General features: G+C 62.3%; 12 protein-coding genes and 1 tRNA gene. 8 read left to right on the forward strand and 5 right to left on the reverse strand.

Translation table 11 applies throughout. The annotated features are described in order from the left end of the window. The 4 genes from ACW5W7_RS00485 to ACW5W7_RS00500 are packed head-to-tail and all read left to right on the forward strand — an operon-like array spanning position 1 to position 5,713. Positions 1-1,527: a TolC family protein gene (locus ACW5W7_RS00485; protein ID WP_456500393.1), complete on the forward strand. Its 1,527-nt coding sequence runs from the start codon at positions 1-3 to the stop codon at positions 1,525-1,527. Then, positions 1,511-2,281: an efflux RND transporter periplasmic adaptor subunit gene (locus ACW5W7_RS00490; protein WP_456500394.1), complete on the forward strand. Its 771-nt coding sequence runs from the start codon at positions 1,511-1,513 to the stop codon at positions 2,279-2,281. The genes ACW5W7_RS00485 and ACW5W7_RS00490 overlap by 17 nt, the downstream gene beginning before the upstream one ends. Further along, positions 2,274-3,614 (forward strand): efflux RND transporter periplasmic adaptor subunit, encoded by a 1,341-nt coding sequence (locus ACW5W7_RS00495; RefSeq protein WP_456500395.1) that lies wholly within the window; start codon positions 2,274-2,276, stop codon positions 3,612-3,614. The genes ACW5W7_RS00490 and ACW5W7_RS00495 overlap by 8 nt, the downstream gene beginning before the upstream one ends. Then, positions 3,614-5,713, forward strand: coding sequence for an HlyD family efflux transporter periplasmic adaptor subunit (locus ACW5W7_RS00500; protein WP_456500396.1), 2,100 nt, complete (start codon positions 3,614-3,616; stop codon positions 5,711-5,713). The genes ACW5W7_RS00495 and ACW5W7_RS00500 overlap by 1 nt, the downstream gene beginning before the upstream one ends. Positions 5,714-5,909: 196 nt before the next feature. Here ACW5W7_RS00500 and glk read toward each other — a convergent pair whose 3' ends face one another. Next, positions 5,910-6,878, reverse strand: a complete 969-nt coding sequence (gene glk, locus ACW5W7_RS00505) for a glucokinase (RefSeq protein ID WP_456500397.1) — start codon at positions 6,876-6,878, stop codon at positions 5,910-5,912. Between the two features lie 348 nt (positions 6,879-7,226). On the opposite strand from glk, the gene ACW5W7_RS00510 reads away from it, so the two are divergent. Both ACW5W7_RS00510 and pyk read left to right on the forward strand, forming a co-directional pair. Further along, on the forward strand, positions 7,227-8,081 hold the full coding sequence (locus ACW5W7_RS00510; protein ID WP_349918565.1) for a MurR/RpiR family transcriptional regulator: 855 nt from the start codon (positions 7,227-7,229) through the stop codon (positions 8,079-8,081). Positions 8,082-8,244: 163 nt separating this feature from the next. Continuing rightward, a complete protein-coding gene (gene pyk / locus ACW5W7_RS00515) occupies positions 8,245-9,684 on the forward strand; it encodes a pyruvate kinase (RefSeq protein WP_456500398.1) in 1,440 nt (479 codons plus the stop codon). Positions 9,685-9,749: 65 nt separating this feature from the next. On the opposite strand, the gene ACW5W7_RS00520 is transcribed toward pyk, so the two are convergent. The 4 genes from ACW5W7_RS00520 to ACW5W7_RS00535 all read right to left on the reverse strand — a co-directional run bounded on the left by ACW5W7_RS00520 (position 9,750) and on the right by ACW5W7_RS00535 (position 17,049). After that, on the reverse strand, positions 9,750-10,784 hold the full coding sequence (locus ACW5W7_RS00520) for an efflux RND transporter periplasmic adaptor subunit (RefSeq protein ID WP_456500399.1): 1,035 nt from the start codon (positions 10,782-10,784) through the stop codon (positions 9,750-9,752). A gap of 14 nt (positions 10,785-10,798) precedes the next feature. After that, the gene (locus ACW5W7_RS00525; RefSeq protein WP_456500400.1) at positions 10,799-13,861 is read right to left on the reverse strand and encodes an efflux RND transporter permease subunit; all 3,063 of its coding nucleotides are present in this window, start codon (positions 13,859-13,861) and stop codon (positions 10,799-10,801) included. A 162-nt stretch (positions 13,862-14,023) separates the two neighbouring features. Continuing rightward, on the reverse strand, positions 14,024-16,348 hold the full coding sequence (locus tag ACW5W7_RS00530) for an acyl-CoA dehydrogenase (protein WP_349918569.1): 2,325 nt from the start codon (positions 16,346-16,348) through the stop codon (positions 14,024-14,026). A 47-nt stretch (positions 16,349-16,395) separates the two neighbouring features. Then, the gene (locus ACW5W7_RS00535; protein WP_349918571.1) at positions 16,396-17,049 is read right to left on the reverse strand and encodes a TetR/AcrR family transcriptional regulator; all 654 of its coding nucleotides are present in this window, start codon (positions 17,047-17,049) and stop codon (positions 16,396-16,398) included. A gap of 468 nt (positions 17,050-17,517) precedes the next feature. On the opposite strand from ACW5W7_RS00535, the gene ACW5W7_RS00540 reads away from it, so the two are divergent. Both ACW5W7_RS00540 and ACW5W7_RS00545 read left to right on the forward strand, forming a co-directional pair. Continuing rightward, positions 17,518-18,258 (forward strand): PHP domain-containing protein, encoded by a 741-nt coding sequence (locus ACW5W7_RS00540; protein ID WP_456500401.1) that lies wholly within the window; start codon positions 17,518-17,520, stop codon positions 18,256-18,258. Positions 18,259-18,340: 82 nt separating this feature from the next. After that, positions 18,341-18,416 (forward strand) — tRNA-Thr (locus ACW5W7_RS00545). The last annotated feature ends 223 nt before the right edge of the window (positions 18,417-18,639 follow it).

Raw genomic sequence — 18,639 nt, forward strand, 5'->3', positions numbered from 1 at the left:
ATGCCACGACTCGCTTCCAGACCCTTGCTCCTCAGTACCCCACTGCTGCTGTGCGCCTGCAGCACTCTGCCACCTGAGACCTATACCGAGCAGGACAAGACCGACAGGATCCAGTTCGATCGCCAGATGATGTATGGCCAGCAGGAGCCGGTGAACCACCCCATCACCTTCTACGAGGCTGCGGCCCGCGCCCTCAAGTACAATCTGGACTATCGCCTGAAGCTGATGGAGAGCGCCCTGGCCGCCGATCTGCGGGATCTCTCGAGCCACGAAATGCTGCCCCAGCTGGTGGCCTCCGCCGGACTGGCAGGACGCAGCAACGACTCCGGCGGCACCTCGGTCGGGATAGAGGATGGCGAGGTGAGCCTGCGCCCCTCAACGTCCCAGGAACGTTATCGTGATCTGAGCGGGCTGGGCCTGAGCTGGAGTCTGCTGGACTTCGGGGTGGCCTATTACCGCAATCAGCAAAAAGCCGACCAGGTGCTGATGGCCGAGGAGCGCAGACGCAAGGTTGCCCAGAACGTGCTGCAGGATGTGCGCAGCGCCTACTGGCGCGCCCTGGGGGCGCAGCGGCTGCTGCCAGAGGTCAACAAGCTGATGACCAGAACCCAGATGGCCCTGGATTCGGCCCGCCAGGCCGAGACGCAGGGGCTGATGCCTCGCCAGCAGGCCCTCGCCTACCAACGGGCCCTGATAGACGCTGTCTCCCTGCTCAATCAACGGCGACAGGATCTCGAGTTCGCCCGTGCCGAGCTGGCCGCCCTCATGTCGCTCCCCTCCGGCAGCAAGATGGAACTGGCCGATACCCCCGAGCCCAAGCTGCCCATCCTGGCGCAGACCATCGACAACATGGAGTTGATGGCGCTCGAAAATCGCCCCGAGATCATGGAGGAGTGGTATCGCAAGCGTGCCAACCAGCAGGACATCAAGATAGCCAAGGCGGAACTCTGGCCAAACGTCAGCCTGAACTGGGGTTACAACTACGACTCCAACCAGTATCTCTACAACAACCACTGGTCCGAGACCGGGCTGCAAGTCTCGATCAACCTGCTCAAGTTCTTGCGCATCCCCGCCATCCAGAATACCGAGGTCTCCCAGAAGGTCACCGACGATGCCCGCCGGGTCGCCCTCTCCATGGCGGTGCTGACCCAGGTCAGGGTCGGGGCGCTGCGTTATAACCTAGCAGCCCAGGAGGTCGCCTTCGCCGACGAGAGTCTGCGGGTCGACAAGAGTCTGCTGAACTACGCCCAGGCGGCTCGTACCAGCGATCAGGGCTCAGAGCTCGAGGTGATCCGCTCGGAGGGGCGCTACCTGCTCTCCCGCTACCAGCGTGAAGCGGCTTACTCACAGGCGCAGGCGGCCTGGGGGCGGCTCTACAACTCCATCGGCCTGGACGTGCAACCCGAGGCCATTGCCCAGCACGACATCACCACCCTGGCCAACGCCATCGAGCAGACCATCAAGAAACAGGAGAACCAGGCCTTGCTGACCTCCAATAGCGGGGTACCCTATGCCCTCGTCGACTAACCTCTGCCTCCCGTGCCTGCTGCTGTTGCCGCTCAGTCTCCAGGCCGCGCCCGCGCCGCAGAGCGATCAGCAGCACTGGCAGGATGACCCCAATGCCATCCGTATCCTGCTGGCAGCCAATCTGGAGACCACCCTCTCCAGCCAGATGAGCGGTACCTTGGGGGAACTCCAAGCCCGTCTGGGCCAGCGAGTCCCCAAGGGCACGCTGCTGGCCCGTTTCGATTGCCGTGAAGGGGAGGCTCAGGCCAGCGTCGCCCGGGCTGAATTGCAGATGGCGCGCCAGGATCTCGCCGCCAAACGTAATTTGCGCAAACTCGATGCGGTGGGGGATCTCGAGGTCGCCATCGCCGCCACCGGAGTGCAGAAGGCCGAGGGCGCCGATGCCTTGGCTCGGGCCCGCAGCAGCTACTGCGATGTCAGGGCCCCCTTTGCCGGGCGCATCGCCCAGGTGCAGGCCAAACCCTACCAGACCATGAATGCCGGCACCCCGCTGTTCGATCTGGTGAGCGACGGTCCCCTCAAGGTACGGCTCAACGTCCCCTCGCGCCTGCTGTCCGGGCTCAAGGAGGGGCAACCCATCGAGATCAACGTGCTCGAAACCGGCAAGCCCTATCAGGCCAAGATCAGCCAGATCAATGCCAGGGTCGATGCCGTGGCCCAGACCGTCGAACTGGAAGCCCGCTTGGATGCCCCCTACCCCGAGCTGGTGGCCGGCATGAGTGGCGTAGCTCGACTCATGGAGTCCCATGACTGAACGCCTCCCTCCGCCTCAGCTACTGCTTGCACTCCATGCCCTGCGCGACCGGGCCATGGCCGCCCGAAGTCTCAACACCCTCGCCTTCTCCATGGCCAACGACCTGTATCAGCTGCTGCCATTCCATCAGGCGCTGGTGTTCAAAAGCCACGGTCAGGCACAGGAGCTGCTCTGTGTCTCGGGCCTGGCCAAACCCAGCGAAGATTCTCCCTACCTCATCTGGCTCGACGGCATGAGCCGCTGGCTCGATGCACAGGTCAGCGGCAACCAGCCCGTCTGGCTGGCACGAGATGCCCTGGCCCTGCCCGATCACCTGGCCGATGGCTGGGCCGAATGGTGGCCGGAGGGGGTATTCTGCGTTCCCATCCAGCATGAGGAGGGAGAGCGCCTCGGTCTGTTCTGCCTGCTGCGCGAAGCCGAACCTCCCGCCCCCCTGCTCCCCCTGCTGCCAGGCCTCTGGCAGACCTGGGCCTATTGCTGGCACAGCCTGACCCATCAACCCAGGCTATTCAGCTGGCGGCCAAGCCGACGCCAGCTCCTCCTGCTGGCCGCTGCGGCAGGCATCATGCTGCTCATCCCCATTCGCCAGAGTGCCCTGGCGCCGGCAGAAGTGGTCTCACGCACCAATCAGGTGATCAGCAGCCCCTTGGCGGGGGTCATCCAGCATCTGGCAGTGCGCCCCAACCAGATGGTAAAGGCCGGGGATCCACTGTTTCGGCTCGACGAGACCACCTTGCGCAATCGGGCAGAAGTACTGACACAGGAGGTGGCCGTCGCGGATGCCGAACTGCTCGCCGCCAGCCAGCGGGCCTTCGACAATCCCCAGAGCCGACGTGAACTGACCCTGCTCACCGGCCGCGCCCAGCAGAAACGGGCCGAACTCGCGGGGGTCGAGCTGCAGCTATCCCGCAGCGAGGTCACCTCCCCGAGCGATGGCATCGCCGTGTTCAGCGACGTCAACGACTGGATAGGCAAACCGGTGGTGACCGGAGAACGCATCATGCAACTGGCGGATCCCGGTCGTCCCGCCATGCGTATCCAGTTGCCGGTCGCCGACGCCATCGCCCTCGAACCCGGCGCCGAGGTCACCCTGTTCCTCAGCGCCTATCCCTTGCAACCCCTGCGTGGCAAGATCCTGGAGACCAGCTATCAGGCCCAACCCGGGGCCGAAGGGGTCATCGCCTACCGGCTGCTTGCCAGCATCGAGGACGCCCCGCCCCATGCGCGTCTCGGCCTGCACGGTACCGCCAAGCTGTACGGCGATCGCGTCCTGCTCGGCTATTACCTGCTGCGCCGGCCGCTGGCGGCCCTGCGCGCCTGGAGCGGACTCTGATGCTGGATCCGGCCGATCTCCCCCTGCCGAGTCTGCGCGACGATCTGCGCCTCTGCCCGGCCGACAGCACCGCCACCGGGGAGCCCGCCTGGCTCATCCAGGATACCGTCATCAACCGCTTCTATCGCATCGGCTGGTTCGAGTTCGAGTGTCTGGTTCGCTGGGCCGGACAAACGCCCCGCAGCCTGCAACAGCAGCTGCAAAACGAGACTGCCCTGCACCCGGAAGCCGAGCAGATCCTCGCCCTCTGCCAGTTTCTCGAGCGCCATCAGCTGCTGCGCCCAAGCCCCCAGGCCGTGGAGCGGTTGCGCCAGGGCAGTGAAGGCCGGGCATGGCTGACAGGCAACTGGTGGTTGCATCACTACCTCTTCTTTCGCATGCCGCTGCTGCGTCCCCAGGCCCTGCTACAGCGCCTGGCCACACACCTTGGCTGGCTGTTTTCTCCCATCACCGCCTGGCTGGTCATCCTCGCCAGCCTGCTCGGCGTCATGCTGGCACTGCAGCAATGGGATGCCTTTACCCACGCCCTGGTGGAATCTTTCTCCCTGGATGGACTGCTGAGCTTCGCCATCGCCCTGATCCTGGCCAAGACGTTGCACGAGCTTGGCCATGCGCTGGTCGCTACCCGGCTGGGGGTGCGGGTGGCCCACATGGGCATCGCCTTCGTGGTGCTCTGGCCCATGCTCTACACGGATACCAGCGAGAGCTGGAAGCTGACCCGCCCCAGACAGCGGCTCGCCATCGCCAGCGCCGGGATCCTGACCGAGCTATCCCTCGCAGGTCTTGCCACCCTCGGCTGGGCACTGTGCGATGATGGCCCCTTGCGCAACGGCTTGCTCTACCTCGCCACCACCAGCTGGATCCTCTCGCTTGCGCTCAACGCCAGCCCTTTCATGCGTTTCGACGGCTACTTCATCCTCTCGGATCTGCTCAATTTTCCGAACCTGCACGAACGTGCCTCGGCGCTGGCCAGGGTGGCACTGCGCCGTCGCCTGCTCGGACTGCAGGAGCCCTGGCCTGAGCCATTCTCGCCACGGCAGCGGCGGGCGCTCATCGCCTTTGCCATCGCCACCTGGTGCTACCGCTTGGTGCTCTTCCTCGGCATTGCCATCGCCGTCTATTTCCTGTTCTTCAAGCTGCTCGGGATCTTCCTCTTCATGGTCGAAATCACCTGGTTTATCGTGCTGCCAGTCTGGCGTGAGCTCAGACACTGGTGGCAGGCTCGCACTAGCGTGACCCACCCCCGTCGCCTCGGGCTGGGGCTGGTCCTCATCAGCCTGTTTGTCTTGCTGGCCCTACCCTGGCACAGCCAGATCAAAGGCGTCGGGGTTGCCCGGGCCGAGCGTCAGCTGCAGGTGTTTACCCCCTTCCCTGCCCGCCTGGAGAGCCTGCACGCCCCAGGGCCGGTGAAGGTTGGCGATGCCCTGCTGCAACTGGTGGACCCCGATCTCGACTGGAAGGTGCAGGGCAATACCCAGAGCATCCAGACCTATGGCGCCCGCCTTGGGGGCATGCTGGACGATCCTTTCGGTTTGAGCGAGCAGATAGCGACCCAGGAGCGGCTCCGGGTGCAATACCGGGAGGCCAACGCCACCCGGGCCGAGATAGACAGGCTGCGCCTCGCGGCCCCCTTCGACGGACTCTGGCTGGATGTGGATCCCGAGCAGCGCCCGGGCCAGTGGCTCAACAGCCAGCATCCGGTCGGGATCCTGATAGACCCGAGCCAGTGGCAGCTCGATGCCTATGTGGCGGCGGACGACATGGGACGGCTGCGAGTGGGGGATCCGGTACGTTTCTACCCTGATGGCACCGCCAGCCCGCTCACCGGCACCCTCATCAGCCTCGGCACCACCCGGGTGAGTAAACTCAAGCACCCCATGCTCGGCTCCCGCTTCGGCGGCCCCATCCCCACCAGTGCACAGGGAGAGGATCTGCAACCCATACACCCGCTTTTCCTGGTGCAGGTTCGCCTCGACCAGGCTCCCGCCAATCTGCGTGAGACCCGGGGCAAGCTGGTATTGGAGGGGGAGAAACGCAGTCTGTTGGGGGAAGGGCTGACCCAGCTGCTGGCCGTGTTACTGCGCGAGAGCGGCTTCTAGCAGGCAAACGGGCATAAAAAAACCGGCCGCGAGGGCCGGTGAAACAGTTCAGGCTTGTCAGGTGACAAACGCACCCAGCGGATGAAGACCGGTTTCAATTCCTTATGAAGCCCCGTCTTCTTGAGTACGTGTGATCACTCTACGCCCTGGTCACTGAACCAAGACTTAACCGCCATGAAATCGTTTCCTTCGCCCCTCAGAGCCGGATCCCGAGAGACTGGCGCAGATAGGCGCCGGCGCCGAGCAGACCCGGCCCCTCATGAGTGATGAGGAAGACGGGAATATCCTTGAGATAGGGTTTGAAGCGCCCCTTGTCTTCGAACGCCACCCGAAAACCCGAGCCGATGAAGAACTCCTGGAAGCGTGGCACTATGCCACCCGCGATATAGACGCCACCGAAGGTGCCCATGTTGAGGGCCAGGTTGCCGGCAAAGCGCCCCATCAGCACGCAGAACAGACTTAGGGTACGACGACAGTCGAGGCAATCCCCGGCCAGCGCCCGCTCGGTAATGTCCTTGGGAGCGAAGGCCTGAGGCTCGCGGCCGTCAGACTTCACCAGGCCACGGTAGATGTTGACCAGACCGGGACCCGACAGCAGCCGCTCCGCCGACACATGGCCGAGTTCGGCACGCATCACCTGCAGCACGGCGTCCTCTTCTTCGCTGTTGGCGGCGAAATCCACGTGACCGCCCTCTCCCGGCAGGCTGAGCCACTGCGCGCCAGCCTGCACCAGGTGGGCGACCCCGAGGCCGGTGCCAGCGCCGTAAATGGCGACGGGCTTGCCCGCCACGGGAGCGTCACCACCGAGCTGGATCCTGTCCCCTTCACCCAGTACGGGGACGGCCATGGAGACGGCGGTAAAATCGTTGATGACCTGCAATTCGGCCAGACCCAGGTTGACCTGCATCTCGCTAATGGAGAATTCCCAGGTGTGGTTGGTCATGGCGACCCAGTCGCCGTTGATGGGACAGGCGATGGCGATACACGCCTCGCTCACCCTGACCTCATGCTCTTCCAGATAGAGGCGGATCACCGCCTCCAGGCTGGGATGGGCCAGGCCGGAGTATGTCTTGGCCTTGGAAATCGCGCCGGTGGCCAGCTCACAGAGGGCCAACCGAGCATTGGTGCCGCCGACGTCGCCGACCAGCGCATGGGTATGCTGCATAACAAACTCCTTCGTTACCAACTCGGGGCGGCCCTTACCGTCCCGATCTTATTATTTGGCAAGGATTCTACCCGAGCGCACCCCGCGACAGAGGGTTTGTTGAACGCAACTGTGCGCCCGCTCACAGTGTTGTTGCTTTGCAACATCTGTAAGCGTTTTCACCGCCAAAATGGAAGTTTGTAACCTAAATGACGAAATAATTAGACATGAGTCATACTTTACGGGGACGAGGTTAGTTTGGATAAGAGCTTGTCTTGTATAGTCCTCGAGTCAATTAGAAATACGCTCAATTGTGAACTTAGTGCAAAGACACTTGAAGCTAAATTACAAAAATGCCTGGTGGTAATGATGAATACCCTCGATAAAATTACGAACAATCTGGAAAGTTTCAGTAAATCAGAGCGTAAGGTGGCTGAAGTGATCCTGGCGTCCCCCCAGACAGCCATTCACTCCAGCATTGCCACCCTCGCCAAAATGGCCGACGTCAGCGAACCCACCGTCAATCGCTTCTGTCGCCGCCTCGATACCAAGGGCTTCCCGGACTTCAAGCTGCACCTGGCCCAGAGCCTGGCCAACGGCACTCCCTATGTGAACCGCCACGTGGAAGCAGAAGACGGCCCCGATACCTATACCGCCAAGATCTTCGAGTCCACCATGGCCTGCCTCGATGCGGCCAAGAACAGCCTGGATATCTCCGCCATCAATCGCTGCGTCGACATCCTTACCCAGTCCAAGAAGATCAGCTTCTTCGGCTTGGGCGCCTCCTCCGCCGTGGCCCGCGATGCCCAGAACAAGTTCTTCCGCTTCAACATTCCGGTGGTGAGTTTCGACGACATCGTGATGATGCGCATGAGCTGCATCAACAGCAGTGAAGGGGACGTGGTGGTGTTGATTTCCCACACCGGCCGCACCAAGGCGCTGGTGGAAATTGCCGCGCTGGCCCGTGAAAACGATGCCACCGTGATCGGCATGACCGCCAAGGATTCCCCCCTGGCCCGCGAGTGCAACCTGGTGCTCTCCATGGACGTGCCGGAAGATACCGATGTCTACATGCCGATGGCCTCCCGCATTGCCCAGCTGGCACTGGTGGACGTACTGGCAACCGGCTTTACCCTGCGCCGTGGCATGAAATTTCGCGAAAACCTGAAGAAAGTCAAAGAAGGTTTGCGCGAATCCCGCTTTGATACCCCCCATACTTCCTGAAGGCTCGGGGGGCCATCCCCCGGCTGTCTATGCCAACTCGCTTGGTGTAGTATCGTAATTTAATAACATAAGGCCACTCAGAGTGGTCTGCAGGCGGGCGCCAACGCCATTCGCTTGACGGGGCAGTATTTCAAGTCATATCAACTTCACATTGGAGTATTTCATGCCAAGACGTACCAAGATTGTAACCACACTGGGTCCGGCTACCGACCGCGACGGCATCCTCGAGGGGATCATCCGCGCCGGTGCCGACATGGTGCGGATGAACTTCTCTCACGGCACTCCTGAAGATCATATCCAGCGCGCCAACCAGGTGCGTGAAATCGCCGCCAAGCTCGGCCGCCACGTCGCCATCATGGGCGATCTGCAAGGCCCCAAGATCCGCGTATCCACCTTCAAGGATGGCAAGATCTACCTCGCCATCGGTGACAAGTTCGTGCTCGACGCCGCTCTCGGCAAGGGGGAAGGCAGCCAGGAACAGGTCGGTATCGACTACAAGAGCCTGCCAGGGGACGTGGTGCCCGGCGATATCCTGCTGCTGGATGACGGTCGCGTGCAGCTCAAAGTCGAACAGGTGGAAGGCACCCGCATCTATACCAGCGTCACCGTGGCGGGCCCCCTCTCCAACAACAAGGGCATCAACAAGAAAGGCGGCGGCCTCTCCGCACCGGCCCTGACCGAGAAAGACAAGGAAGACATCAAGACCGCCGCCCGCATGGACGTGGACTATCTGGCCGTCTCCTTCCCCCGCAACGGGGATGACCTGCGTTACGCCCGCGAACTGGCCCGCGAGGCTGGCTCCAATGCCAAGATCGTGGCCAAGGTCGAGCGCGCCGAAACCGTCGCCAGCGACGAAGCCATGGAAGACATCATCCTCGGCTCCGACGCCGTCATGGTGGCCCGTGGGGATCTGGGCGTCGAGATCGGCGATCCCGAGCTGGTCGGTGTGCAGAAGAAGCTCATTCGCCACTCCCGTCGCCTCAACCGCGTGGTCATCACCGCGACCCAGATGATGGAGTCCATGATCAACGCGCCGCTGCCGACCCGCGCCGAGGTGATGGACGTGGCCAACGCCGTGCTGGACGGTACCGATGCGGTGATGCTCTCCGCCGAGACCGCCGCCGGTCAGTTCCCCATCGAGACCGTCACCTCCATGGCCAGCGTCTGCGTGGGGGCCGAGAAGCACCCGAGCCTGAACGTCTCCAACCACCGCATGAGCTACACCTTCACCTCGGTGGAAGAAGCGGTAGCCATGTCCACCATGTATGCCGCCAACCACCTGGAAGGGGTCAAGGCGATCGTGGCACTGACCGAGTCCGGCACCACCCCGCTGCTGATGTCCCGCATCAGCTCCGGCCTGCCCATCTTCGCCATGTCTCCCCACAACAAGACTCTCTCCTGGGCCAACCTGTACCGCGGCGTGACCCCGGTGCTGTTCGACGGTGACGAGAGCAAGCCGGTGTACGAGGTGTGCCGCGAGGCACTGGACGTACTCAAGGCAAAGGGCCTGGTCCAGAGTGGCGACATGGTGCTGTTGACCCATGGCGACAAGATGGAAACCGTGGGCAGTACCAATACCTGCAAGGTGATGATGGTCGAGTAATTCCCCATCACAGCTCGTAAAAACGGCTCCCTCGGGAGCCGTTTTTTTATGCCTCACCGCCCATCTCAGCCACGAAACAGCTCCACCTTGTCCCCATCCTGCAGGCTGCCGGCGCCACGCACCACGACCCGGTCTCCCTGCTTGAGGGCCCCGCTCACCGCCACCTGATCGCTGTCACCGAACAATACGGTCACGGGGACTCTGCTGACTGTCAGTGCATCCCCAGTCTGTTTGACCTGATAGACCACGCTCCCCTCGGTATTAAGCACCAGTGCATCTCTTGGCAGCAGCATGGTCTGCTGCTGGCCCAGCGGCAGAGCCACCCGTACCGGCGAGCCGATGATGAAATGACCGGCGTCGGGTTTAAGCCGCAGCTCGATGAGGCGGGACTTGGGATCCGCGCTCGCAGCCCGCTGGTAATAAACACCGTGACCGCTGAGCTGTTCCCCCTCGATCCGCAACTTGGCTCCGTCTCCCAGTTGCTGGGCCCAGACGATGGGCGCCCGCAACCGAATGTCCGGAACATCCGGATTGACCAGCTCCAGCGCCTTCTCCCCCGCGTCCACGTGCTCCCCTGGCTGAATGAAGTGATCGTTCACCACCCCGTCGAAGGGGGCGAAGATATGGGTCCTGCGCAGCTGCTCCTCGATTTGGCGCACCTGTACCCCCGCCAGTCGCTCCGCCAGGGCCGCCTGCTCCACGTCATAGCGCGCCTTGTCGTACTGGCTCTGGGAGGCGCTCTTCTGCTGGTGCAACCGCTCGAGGCGCTGGAACTCCGCCTTGGCGAAGTTCAGGTTGCTCTGCTCCTTGGCTTGCTCGGCCCGGGACTGCTCGAGCGACAGCCGCAGCGCGGCCCCGTCGAGGCGCAGCAGCTCGTCCCCCGCCTTGACCCGACTGCCGAACTCCGCAATCCACTCCACCCGGCCACTCACCTCGGCGCTCAGCGCCGCCTGCTGACGGCTTGCCACCGTGCCGCTGACCCAGATGCTGGCGCCCGCCTCCCCCTGGGTCACGTTGGCCAGGGTCACCATCTTGGCCTGAACCGGCAGGCCGAGGCCGAGGGCCGTGACCAGCATCATCCTTGTCATCATTCGTTTCATCTTGGGCTCCTTCCTCAGGCTCGCTGCCGAATGGGCTGCGGCACGTCGACCCGCTCACCCAGCCGCAAGAAGGCGGGGAGCAGGATCAGGGTAAACAGGGTGCTGCAACTCATGCCGCCGACGATGACGGTAGCCAGCCCCCGATAGATCTCGCTGCCCTCGCTCGGGCTCAGCATCAGGGGCAACATGCCGAAGATGCTGGTCAGACTGGTCATGGCGATGGGACGCATCCGGCTTTGCAGCGCATCGGCCACCGCCGCGGGCCGACTCATGCCCTCTCGCTCGGCCGTACGGGTCTGGTGCACCAGCAGGATGGCGTTGTTGACCACCAGTCCCAGCAGGATGACGAAGCCGATGATGGTCAAGAGATCCATCGGCAGCGGCACCAGCAAGCCACTCAGGCGCAGCGCCAGCACGCCGCCAACCGCCGCCAGAGGCAGGGTCAGCAGCACCAGGATGGCATCTTTCAACGAGGCGAAGACGCCCCACAGCAGGATGAGCAGGATCAGCACAGCAAACAGGAAGATGCTGCCGAGGTTGTCCAGTGCCTGTTGCAGGCTGTCGGCATTGCCAGCCACCTGCAGCTCCCCGCCCGCAGGCAGGATTGGCCGGATAGCGGCGAAGCTCTTGCTCTGCAGGGTCTCCAGCACCTGTTCCATGCTCATGCCGTCCGGCGGGGTGATAAAGAGCTGGATGCTGCGCCGCCCGTCGGCCCGAAAGATACTCTCCGGCCCCAGGCTGTGCTCCACCCGCAGCAATTCGCCGAGTGGCACGATGCGCCCGGAGGGGGTCGCGAGCGGTACGGCTCTGAGCTCATCCGGATTGGCCGAGCTCTGACCCATCAGCAGGATGTCCAGCCTGTCCTCCCCATCGAAATACTCGCCGACCCGCAGGCCATCCCCGAAGGTCTGGATGATGGTAGGCATGGGGGTGCGATCCCAGCCCACTTCCACCAGCCGCCTGTCTTGCGGCACCAGCAGCAGCTCGGGGGCGGTGAAGTCGAGACCGGGATCGGGCCGTATCTGAGCCCCCGGCAGGTCCTTCTGTACGATGGCCATGCTCTCCCTGGCCGCCCGATAGAGCTCGGGCAAGGTGCCGCCCTGGACAAGCAACGAGATGCTGTTCTCGCTGTCAAAGCCGCCAAACAGGGAGCCCTGGCCGCCGAAGGCCCGGGTGTCCGGGATGTTGGCCAGCAGGTTGTCCATCAGCAGGCGCTCCAGCACCTTGATCTGGGCCTCGTCCTTGGGACGCACCCCGATCTGGGCGCCGCCCGGGTAGCGCAAGATGTAATAGTTCTTGAGGGCCGGCTCCTTCTCCCCCTTCATGTAGGGATCCAGCCTGGCAATGAGGGTATCGATCACCTCTTCACGCTGAGCCTGGGGGTTGACCCCAGGGGTGAAGGTCATCCAGACGTCGATGGCGTCGCGCTTCACGTCCGGCAGGTAGTTCATCTTGGGCAGCAGCCACCAGCTCACCAGCATGGGCCCGCTCATCATCAGGAGGATGATGGTCCAGCGCCGGCGGGAGGTGGATGTCCAGCGGATCACGTGGCGGGTGGTACGCTGCCACAGGCTGTCATAAGGGTCAATCAGCCGCTCGCGCCCCATCCAGCGCGCCGCCACCGCAGGCAGAACGGTCACCGCCACCAGCATGGAGACGGTGACGGCGCAGGCGATGGTGAGGGCGAGATCCGCAAACAGCTGTCCCTCCACGTCGTTGAGCAGCAGCACCGGCAGGAAGATGGCCACCGTGGTGAGGGTCGAGGCCACCAGCGCCGTCCACACTCGGCTGGTTCCGTCCAGTGCCGCCTCCGCCTTGCTGATATCTCCCCGCTCGGTGCGGCGATAGATGCTCTCCAGCACGACGATGGCCGCATCCAGCACCATGCCCACCGCGAAGGCGATGCCGGCAAGGGAGATGACGTTGAGGGTTCTGCCCATGATCTTGAGCAGACAGAAAGTGAGCATGATGCTGATGGGAATGGCGATCGCTATCATCAGGGTCGCCTTGAGCTGACGCAGGAAGACCCAGAGGATGGCGCAGGAGAGCAGGACCCCCAGCCCCAGGTTGGCGGTCACCATGCCCACCGCCCGGTTGATGTACAAGGAGGCATCAAACGACTGTTCCATGTGCAGCCCGACCGGCTCCAGCACCTCCCGGTTGAGCTCGCCGACCTTGGCCTTGATCCCCTCCAGCGCCGCCAGCGCATTGGCCCCGCTCTCCTTGAAGATCTGGGCCGCGATGGCGGTGTTGCCGTTCTGGATGCGCAGCACCGGGTTATCCTCCCGGGCCAGCCGTACCTCGGCCACGTCCCGCAGGTAGATGGGCAGGCCATCGCGCCAGTCCACCACCTTGTCCCCCAGGGTCTCCACATCGTAGCGACCGGCGAAGCGCAATTTGTACTCCCAGCGACCGATATCGAGGGTGCCGGCAGAGACGTCCCAATCCGTGCTGGCCCGGCTGGCGAGCACCGGGATCTCCACCCCGAGCTCCGCGGCTCGATAGGGGTCGAACCGCACCTGGATCTGGCGCTCGTTGATCCCCTCCACCTCCACGGTGGACACTCCGGGGATCCGCTCCAGCTCCGGTTTGATCCGCGCCTCGATCAGCGTCTGATGATCGTCGATCAACCCCTTGGCGCCGGGCAACTGCTGGATGAAGAAGAAGGTGAGGGTATCGTTGCTGTTGTAGTTGTTGACGTAGGGGCCGTCGATCCTGTCCGGCAGACCGGAGACCCGGTTCAGCCGCGAGATCACATCGAGCTGGGCCCGCTGCATGTCGGTACCGAGCGCAAATGCCAGGTTGATCTCGGTGAACCCGGGGTAGCTGTTGCTGCCGATGCTTTTCAGCCCCTGCACCCCCTGCATCTCCTGCTCGATGGGGTCGGTGACCTCAGACTCCATCTCCTGGGGCGAGGCGGAGCGCCAGCTCACCGAGATGTTGAGGTGGGGACGATCGATGTCGGGGAACAGCTGGATCGGCAGTCCCCGAATGCTGAGCAGGCCCAGCAGAAAAATAAGCACGACCGAAACCGCCACCCAGATGGGGCGTTCGATCGCCGTTTTGGCGAGATTCATTCACTCTTCCTGAGTTGTTGTTATCGGCCATTCCACTGGCCTGGCTTCCTGCCCAAGGGTGAGGGCCATTGCATTAAACTGGAATTAATCGGCATTGTAAATGCCTGGTTAAACAACAAAAAAACCGGCCACATGGGCCGGTTTGTCACTCTAGCATCAGACTCAGGCGGCATGCACCGCCGGGGCCGGTTGAGACAATCCCTCCAGCTCACCGGGCGCGAAGTTGTCCACCTGGATAGCCTCATAGCGCAGGGCATCGGCGGCCAGCAGCTTGTCCGCCTCATCCTGGCTCAGGATGGACTGGGACAGCGCCGCGGCGACCAGCTCAGGCAGGGCCATCTTGCGTGGCAGTTTGCCCTCTTTCTGGGCCTGCACCAGCTTCTTCTCGATGGGCTGAACCGCGACCATGGCCTGGAAGGCGCGCTCCATCTGGCCGACCGGATCCGCCTCATCCTTGCCCACATAACACAGGGCAGTCAGGCGGTCGCGGAACTCACCCGGCTTCATCATGGCCAGGCAGATGGCGTGGCAGCGATCGTCCGCCGGCATCTTGTAACCGACGCCGAACGGGAACACTACCCGCTTGAGCACGGCCCCTGCGACCTTGTTCGGGAAGTTCTGGAAGAAGCCCTCGAACGCCTTGCCGATGAGGTAGAGGTTACGCTCCACCGCGTACTGCACGAAGGGCAGATCCGAGACCATGCGGCCCTGATCCTCGTAGTGCTTGAGGGTGGCAGAAGCCAGATAGAGATGACTCAGCACGTCACCCAGGCGAGCGGAGATCATCTCCTTGCGCTTGAGATCCCCACCCAGCATCAGCATGGAAACATCGGCGCACAGCGCCAGCCCCTTGCTCATGCGGGACAGCTGCTTGTAGTAGCGTGCGGTCTCGCCACCCACCGGGGAACCGTTGAACTGGCCCAGGGTCAACCCCTGGAACAGGGCGCCGAAGAAGTTGCCGGTGCCAAACGCGATGTGCTTCATCAGCAGGGCGTCGAACTTCTCGAGGCCACGCTCCACGTCGGTGTCGGCGGCCGCTTCCAGCTCGGCGAACACATAGGGGTGACAACGGGTGGCACCCTGGCCGAAGATCATCAGGTTGCGGGTCAGGATGTTGGCCCCTTCCACCGTGATGGCCACCGGAATGCCCATGTAGGCGTAGCCGGTGTAGTTCTTCGGACCGAGCTGGATGGCGCGACCGGCGTGGATGTCCATGGAGTCATCCATGATCTGGCGGGCCATCTCGGTCATGTGGTACTTGGAAATCGCGGTGACGATGGCCGGTGCCTGCCCCAGATCCAGGGAACCTGCGGTCATACGACGCGCCCCTTCCAGCTGATAGGTCAGACCGCCGATGCGAGCCAGAGCCTCCTGCACCCCTTCAAACTTGCCGATGGACATGCCGAACTGCTTGCGCACATAGGAGTAGGCACCCACGGTGCGACTCGCCATGTGACCACAGGCAGTGCCGAGGGCCGGCAACGAGATGCCACGACCGGCGGAGAGGCATTCAACCAGCATGCGCCAGCCGCGACCCGCGTATTCCGGGCCACCGATGATCCAGTCGAGCGGAATGAACACATCCTTGCCGAAGGTAGGGCCGTTCAGGAACGCCAGCCCCATGGGGTAGTGGCGATCGCCGACCCGCACGCCGGGGTGGTTGGTCGGGATCAGGGCACAGGTGATGCCGATCTCTTCCTTGTCTCCCAGCAGCTTGTCCGGGTCATACATCTTGAACGCCAGGCCCAGCACGGTGGCACGCGGGGCCAGGGTGATATAGCGCTTGTTCCAGTTCAGGCGAAGCCCGAGCACTTCCTCACCCTTGTACATGCCCTTGCAGACGATCCCCTTGTCCGGGATGGCGCCGGCATCGGAACCCGCTTCCGGGCCGGTCAGGGCGAAACAGGGCACTTCCTTGCCATTGGCCAGTCCCGGCAGCCAGAAGTCCTTCTGGGCCTGGGTACCATAGTGCATCAGCAATTCGCCGGGGCCGAGGGAGTTCGGCACCATGACGGTGACCGCCACGCTCAGGCTCTTGGTGGCGATGCGGGTGACGATGGTGGAGTTGGCGATGGCCGAAAACTCGCGCCCGCCATAGGATTTCGGAATGATCAGGGCGAAGAAGCCTTCCTTCTTCAGGTAATCCCACACCGGTTCCGGCAGATCCTTGGTCTCGTTGACGATCTTGAAGTCATCCACCATGGCGAGCAGGGTCTCGACCTGATTGTCGATGAAGGCCTGCTCCTCGGCGCTCAGGGTCGCCTTGCCATAGCCGTGCAACTTCTTCCAGTCGGGGTTGCCGCGAAACAGCTCGCCATCCCACCAGACGGAGCCAGCCTCCATGGCCTCACGCTCGGTGGCCGACAAGGGCGGCAGGATTTTCTTGAAGATACCGAACACCGGACGGGTCACCACCTTTTTACGGATGGCTGGGATCCCGAGTACCACGGCTATCGCCAGCACCAGCAGGACAAGCAATGTGATCATACGAAAGTTCCTTTTATTTCACTGTTTCCGTTGATTATTGTTGGGCACTACACGGCCAGGGAGAGCCTGGTCGACTCCACGGGCGCACCGACACCGGACGCCAGATAAGGAATAACGTTGCGCACCAGCCCTTCTACATCGAGCTGCTGACCAAAATCGGCCTGGGCGATATCACGCAGGGCATCGGCGGACGCCATGGTGAACACGACTGTGCCCAGGGTGAAGTGCAGGCGCCAGAACAGATCCGCGGGCGACAAGGCCGGGTTGGCCTTGGAGATGGCCTGGGTGATCCCGTGCAGGGTGGCGCCATAGTGGGTGGTGATGAAGCGGCGCAGGTGACCCTGGCTGTCGATGTAGCCGCGTCCCAGCAGTTGCATGAAGATGGCAGGCCCGTTGGTGCGCACGGCCACCAGCTTCATCAAGGGTTCGACGAAGCTCTCGAACACCTGCAAGAGCGTCAGCTGTTCCTGCGCCATCAGGGTGTGCAGACGCGCATCCAGTTCCGGCATGAAGAGGCTCAGATAGCGGTCAAGCACCGCCTGGATCAGCTCCTTCTTGGAGCCGAAGTGGTAGTTGACCGAGGCCAGGTTCACATCGGCCTCGCTGGTGATCAGACGCAAAGAGGTATCGGCAAACCCCCGCTCGGCAAACAGCACCTCGGCGGCATCGAGAATACGGTTCTTGGTATCGATTTTACTCACTGGACACCTCACTTAAACGAATGTTTAAAAAGTACGTTTCACGTCCAACCATGTCAAGAGAATGTGAACGGGTGTTGAGGAAATGTTTTTAATCAAAAAAGAGGAACAAGGTGGGAACTTCGTCGGGAAACGGAACTCTATATCTATGCCACTGCAATTAAACATTAAGTCTCGCCCAACTAACGCCATGTTAGTTGGGCATTTTTTTATCCGGGATAATGAGCATGTCCAAGGATCTGGGCGAAAAAAAACCGTCGCAGGGGGCGACGGTGGGGAAACGGGTCGGACCATCCAGTGTCGACCCATCGATGGGTGTTCAGGCTTGCATCGATGGGGCCATTTTCCCTGCCAAAAGTGGCCAGACTTTGTCAGTCTTGCCGTAATTTGTGACAGAGTATGGCAAGCCACTGCGTGGCCTCTACCCGCCATTTTTGCTATGCTGGCGCCTCATGCCAGAGGGGAGAGAAGATGAAGTATACGGTCGATACCCACACGCACACCGTCGCCAGCACCCACGCCTACAGCACCATTCACGACTATCTGCCCATCGCCAAAGCCCGGGGCATCAAGCTGTTCGCCACCACGGATCACGGCCCGGAGATGGCCGATGCGCCCCATGTCTGGCACTTCGTCAATCTGCACGTGCTGCCGAGGGTCGTGGATGGGGTCGGCATACTGCGCGGCATCGAGGCCAACATCAAGAACATCGCTGGCGAGATAGACTTCCCCGAACGCTATGAGTCCCGCCTCGACATGATCATGGCGGGCTTCCACGAGCCGGTGTTTCCCCCCTGCGATCAGGCGACGCACACCCAGGCCATGATCAATGCCATCAAGAGCGGTCGGGTCGACATGATAAGCCACCCCGGCAATCCCGCCTTCCCCATCGATATCCCGGCTGTGGTCAGGGCCGCTGCCGAGTACCGAGTGGCGCTCGAACTCAACAACTCCTCCTTCACCCACTCCCGCCCCGGCAGTGAAGGCAACTGCCGTGCCATCGTCGAGGCCGCCCGCGATCTGGGTGCCTACCTCACCTTCGGCTCCGACTCCCACGTCGCCTTCAGCCTGGGAGACTTCGAGCACTGCCAGCGACTGGTGGCAGAGACCGGTTTCCCCGAGGAACGGATCCTGGCCCGCACCCCCCGTGCCCTGCTCGATTTCCTCGAGAGCCGCGGCCGGGCCCATATCCCGGAGTTTGCAGATTTCTAGATAGCCTAACTCCATGAGCGGCCTCATGAAATTTGCCAAGGCGCATTGACTCATGGCTCAGTTTTCGGGAATCTAGCTGCACGCCGGTGTAGCTCAGTTGGTAGAGCAGCGCATTCGTAATGCGAAGGTCAGGAGTTCGATTCCCCTTATCGGCACCATATAAAACAAAGGGTTAGCTTCTATGTTAAGCTAGCCCTTTGTGATTTTTCGATAAATACCCCTCCATATACCCCGCTTTTATTCTTCATTACCCTCCTGCACTTCATTTTCTGATCCAGCCATGTCCCGAATGCACTTACCTTTCCTCAAACAATGAATGCGTCTCATTACATTCATTTGCAGGTATATGTTATCTCCATGAACCTACCCAAGGGACTGCTC

The sequence above is a fragment of the Aeromonas intestinalis genome (genome assembly GCF_054052485.1).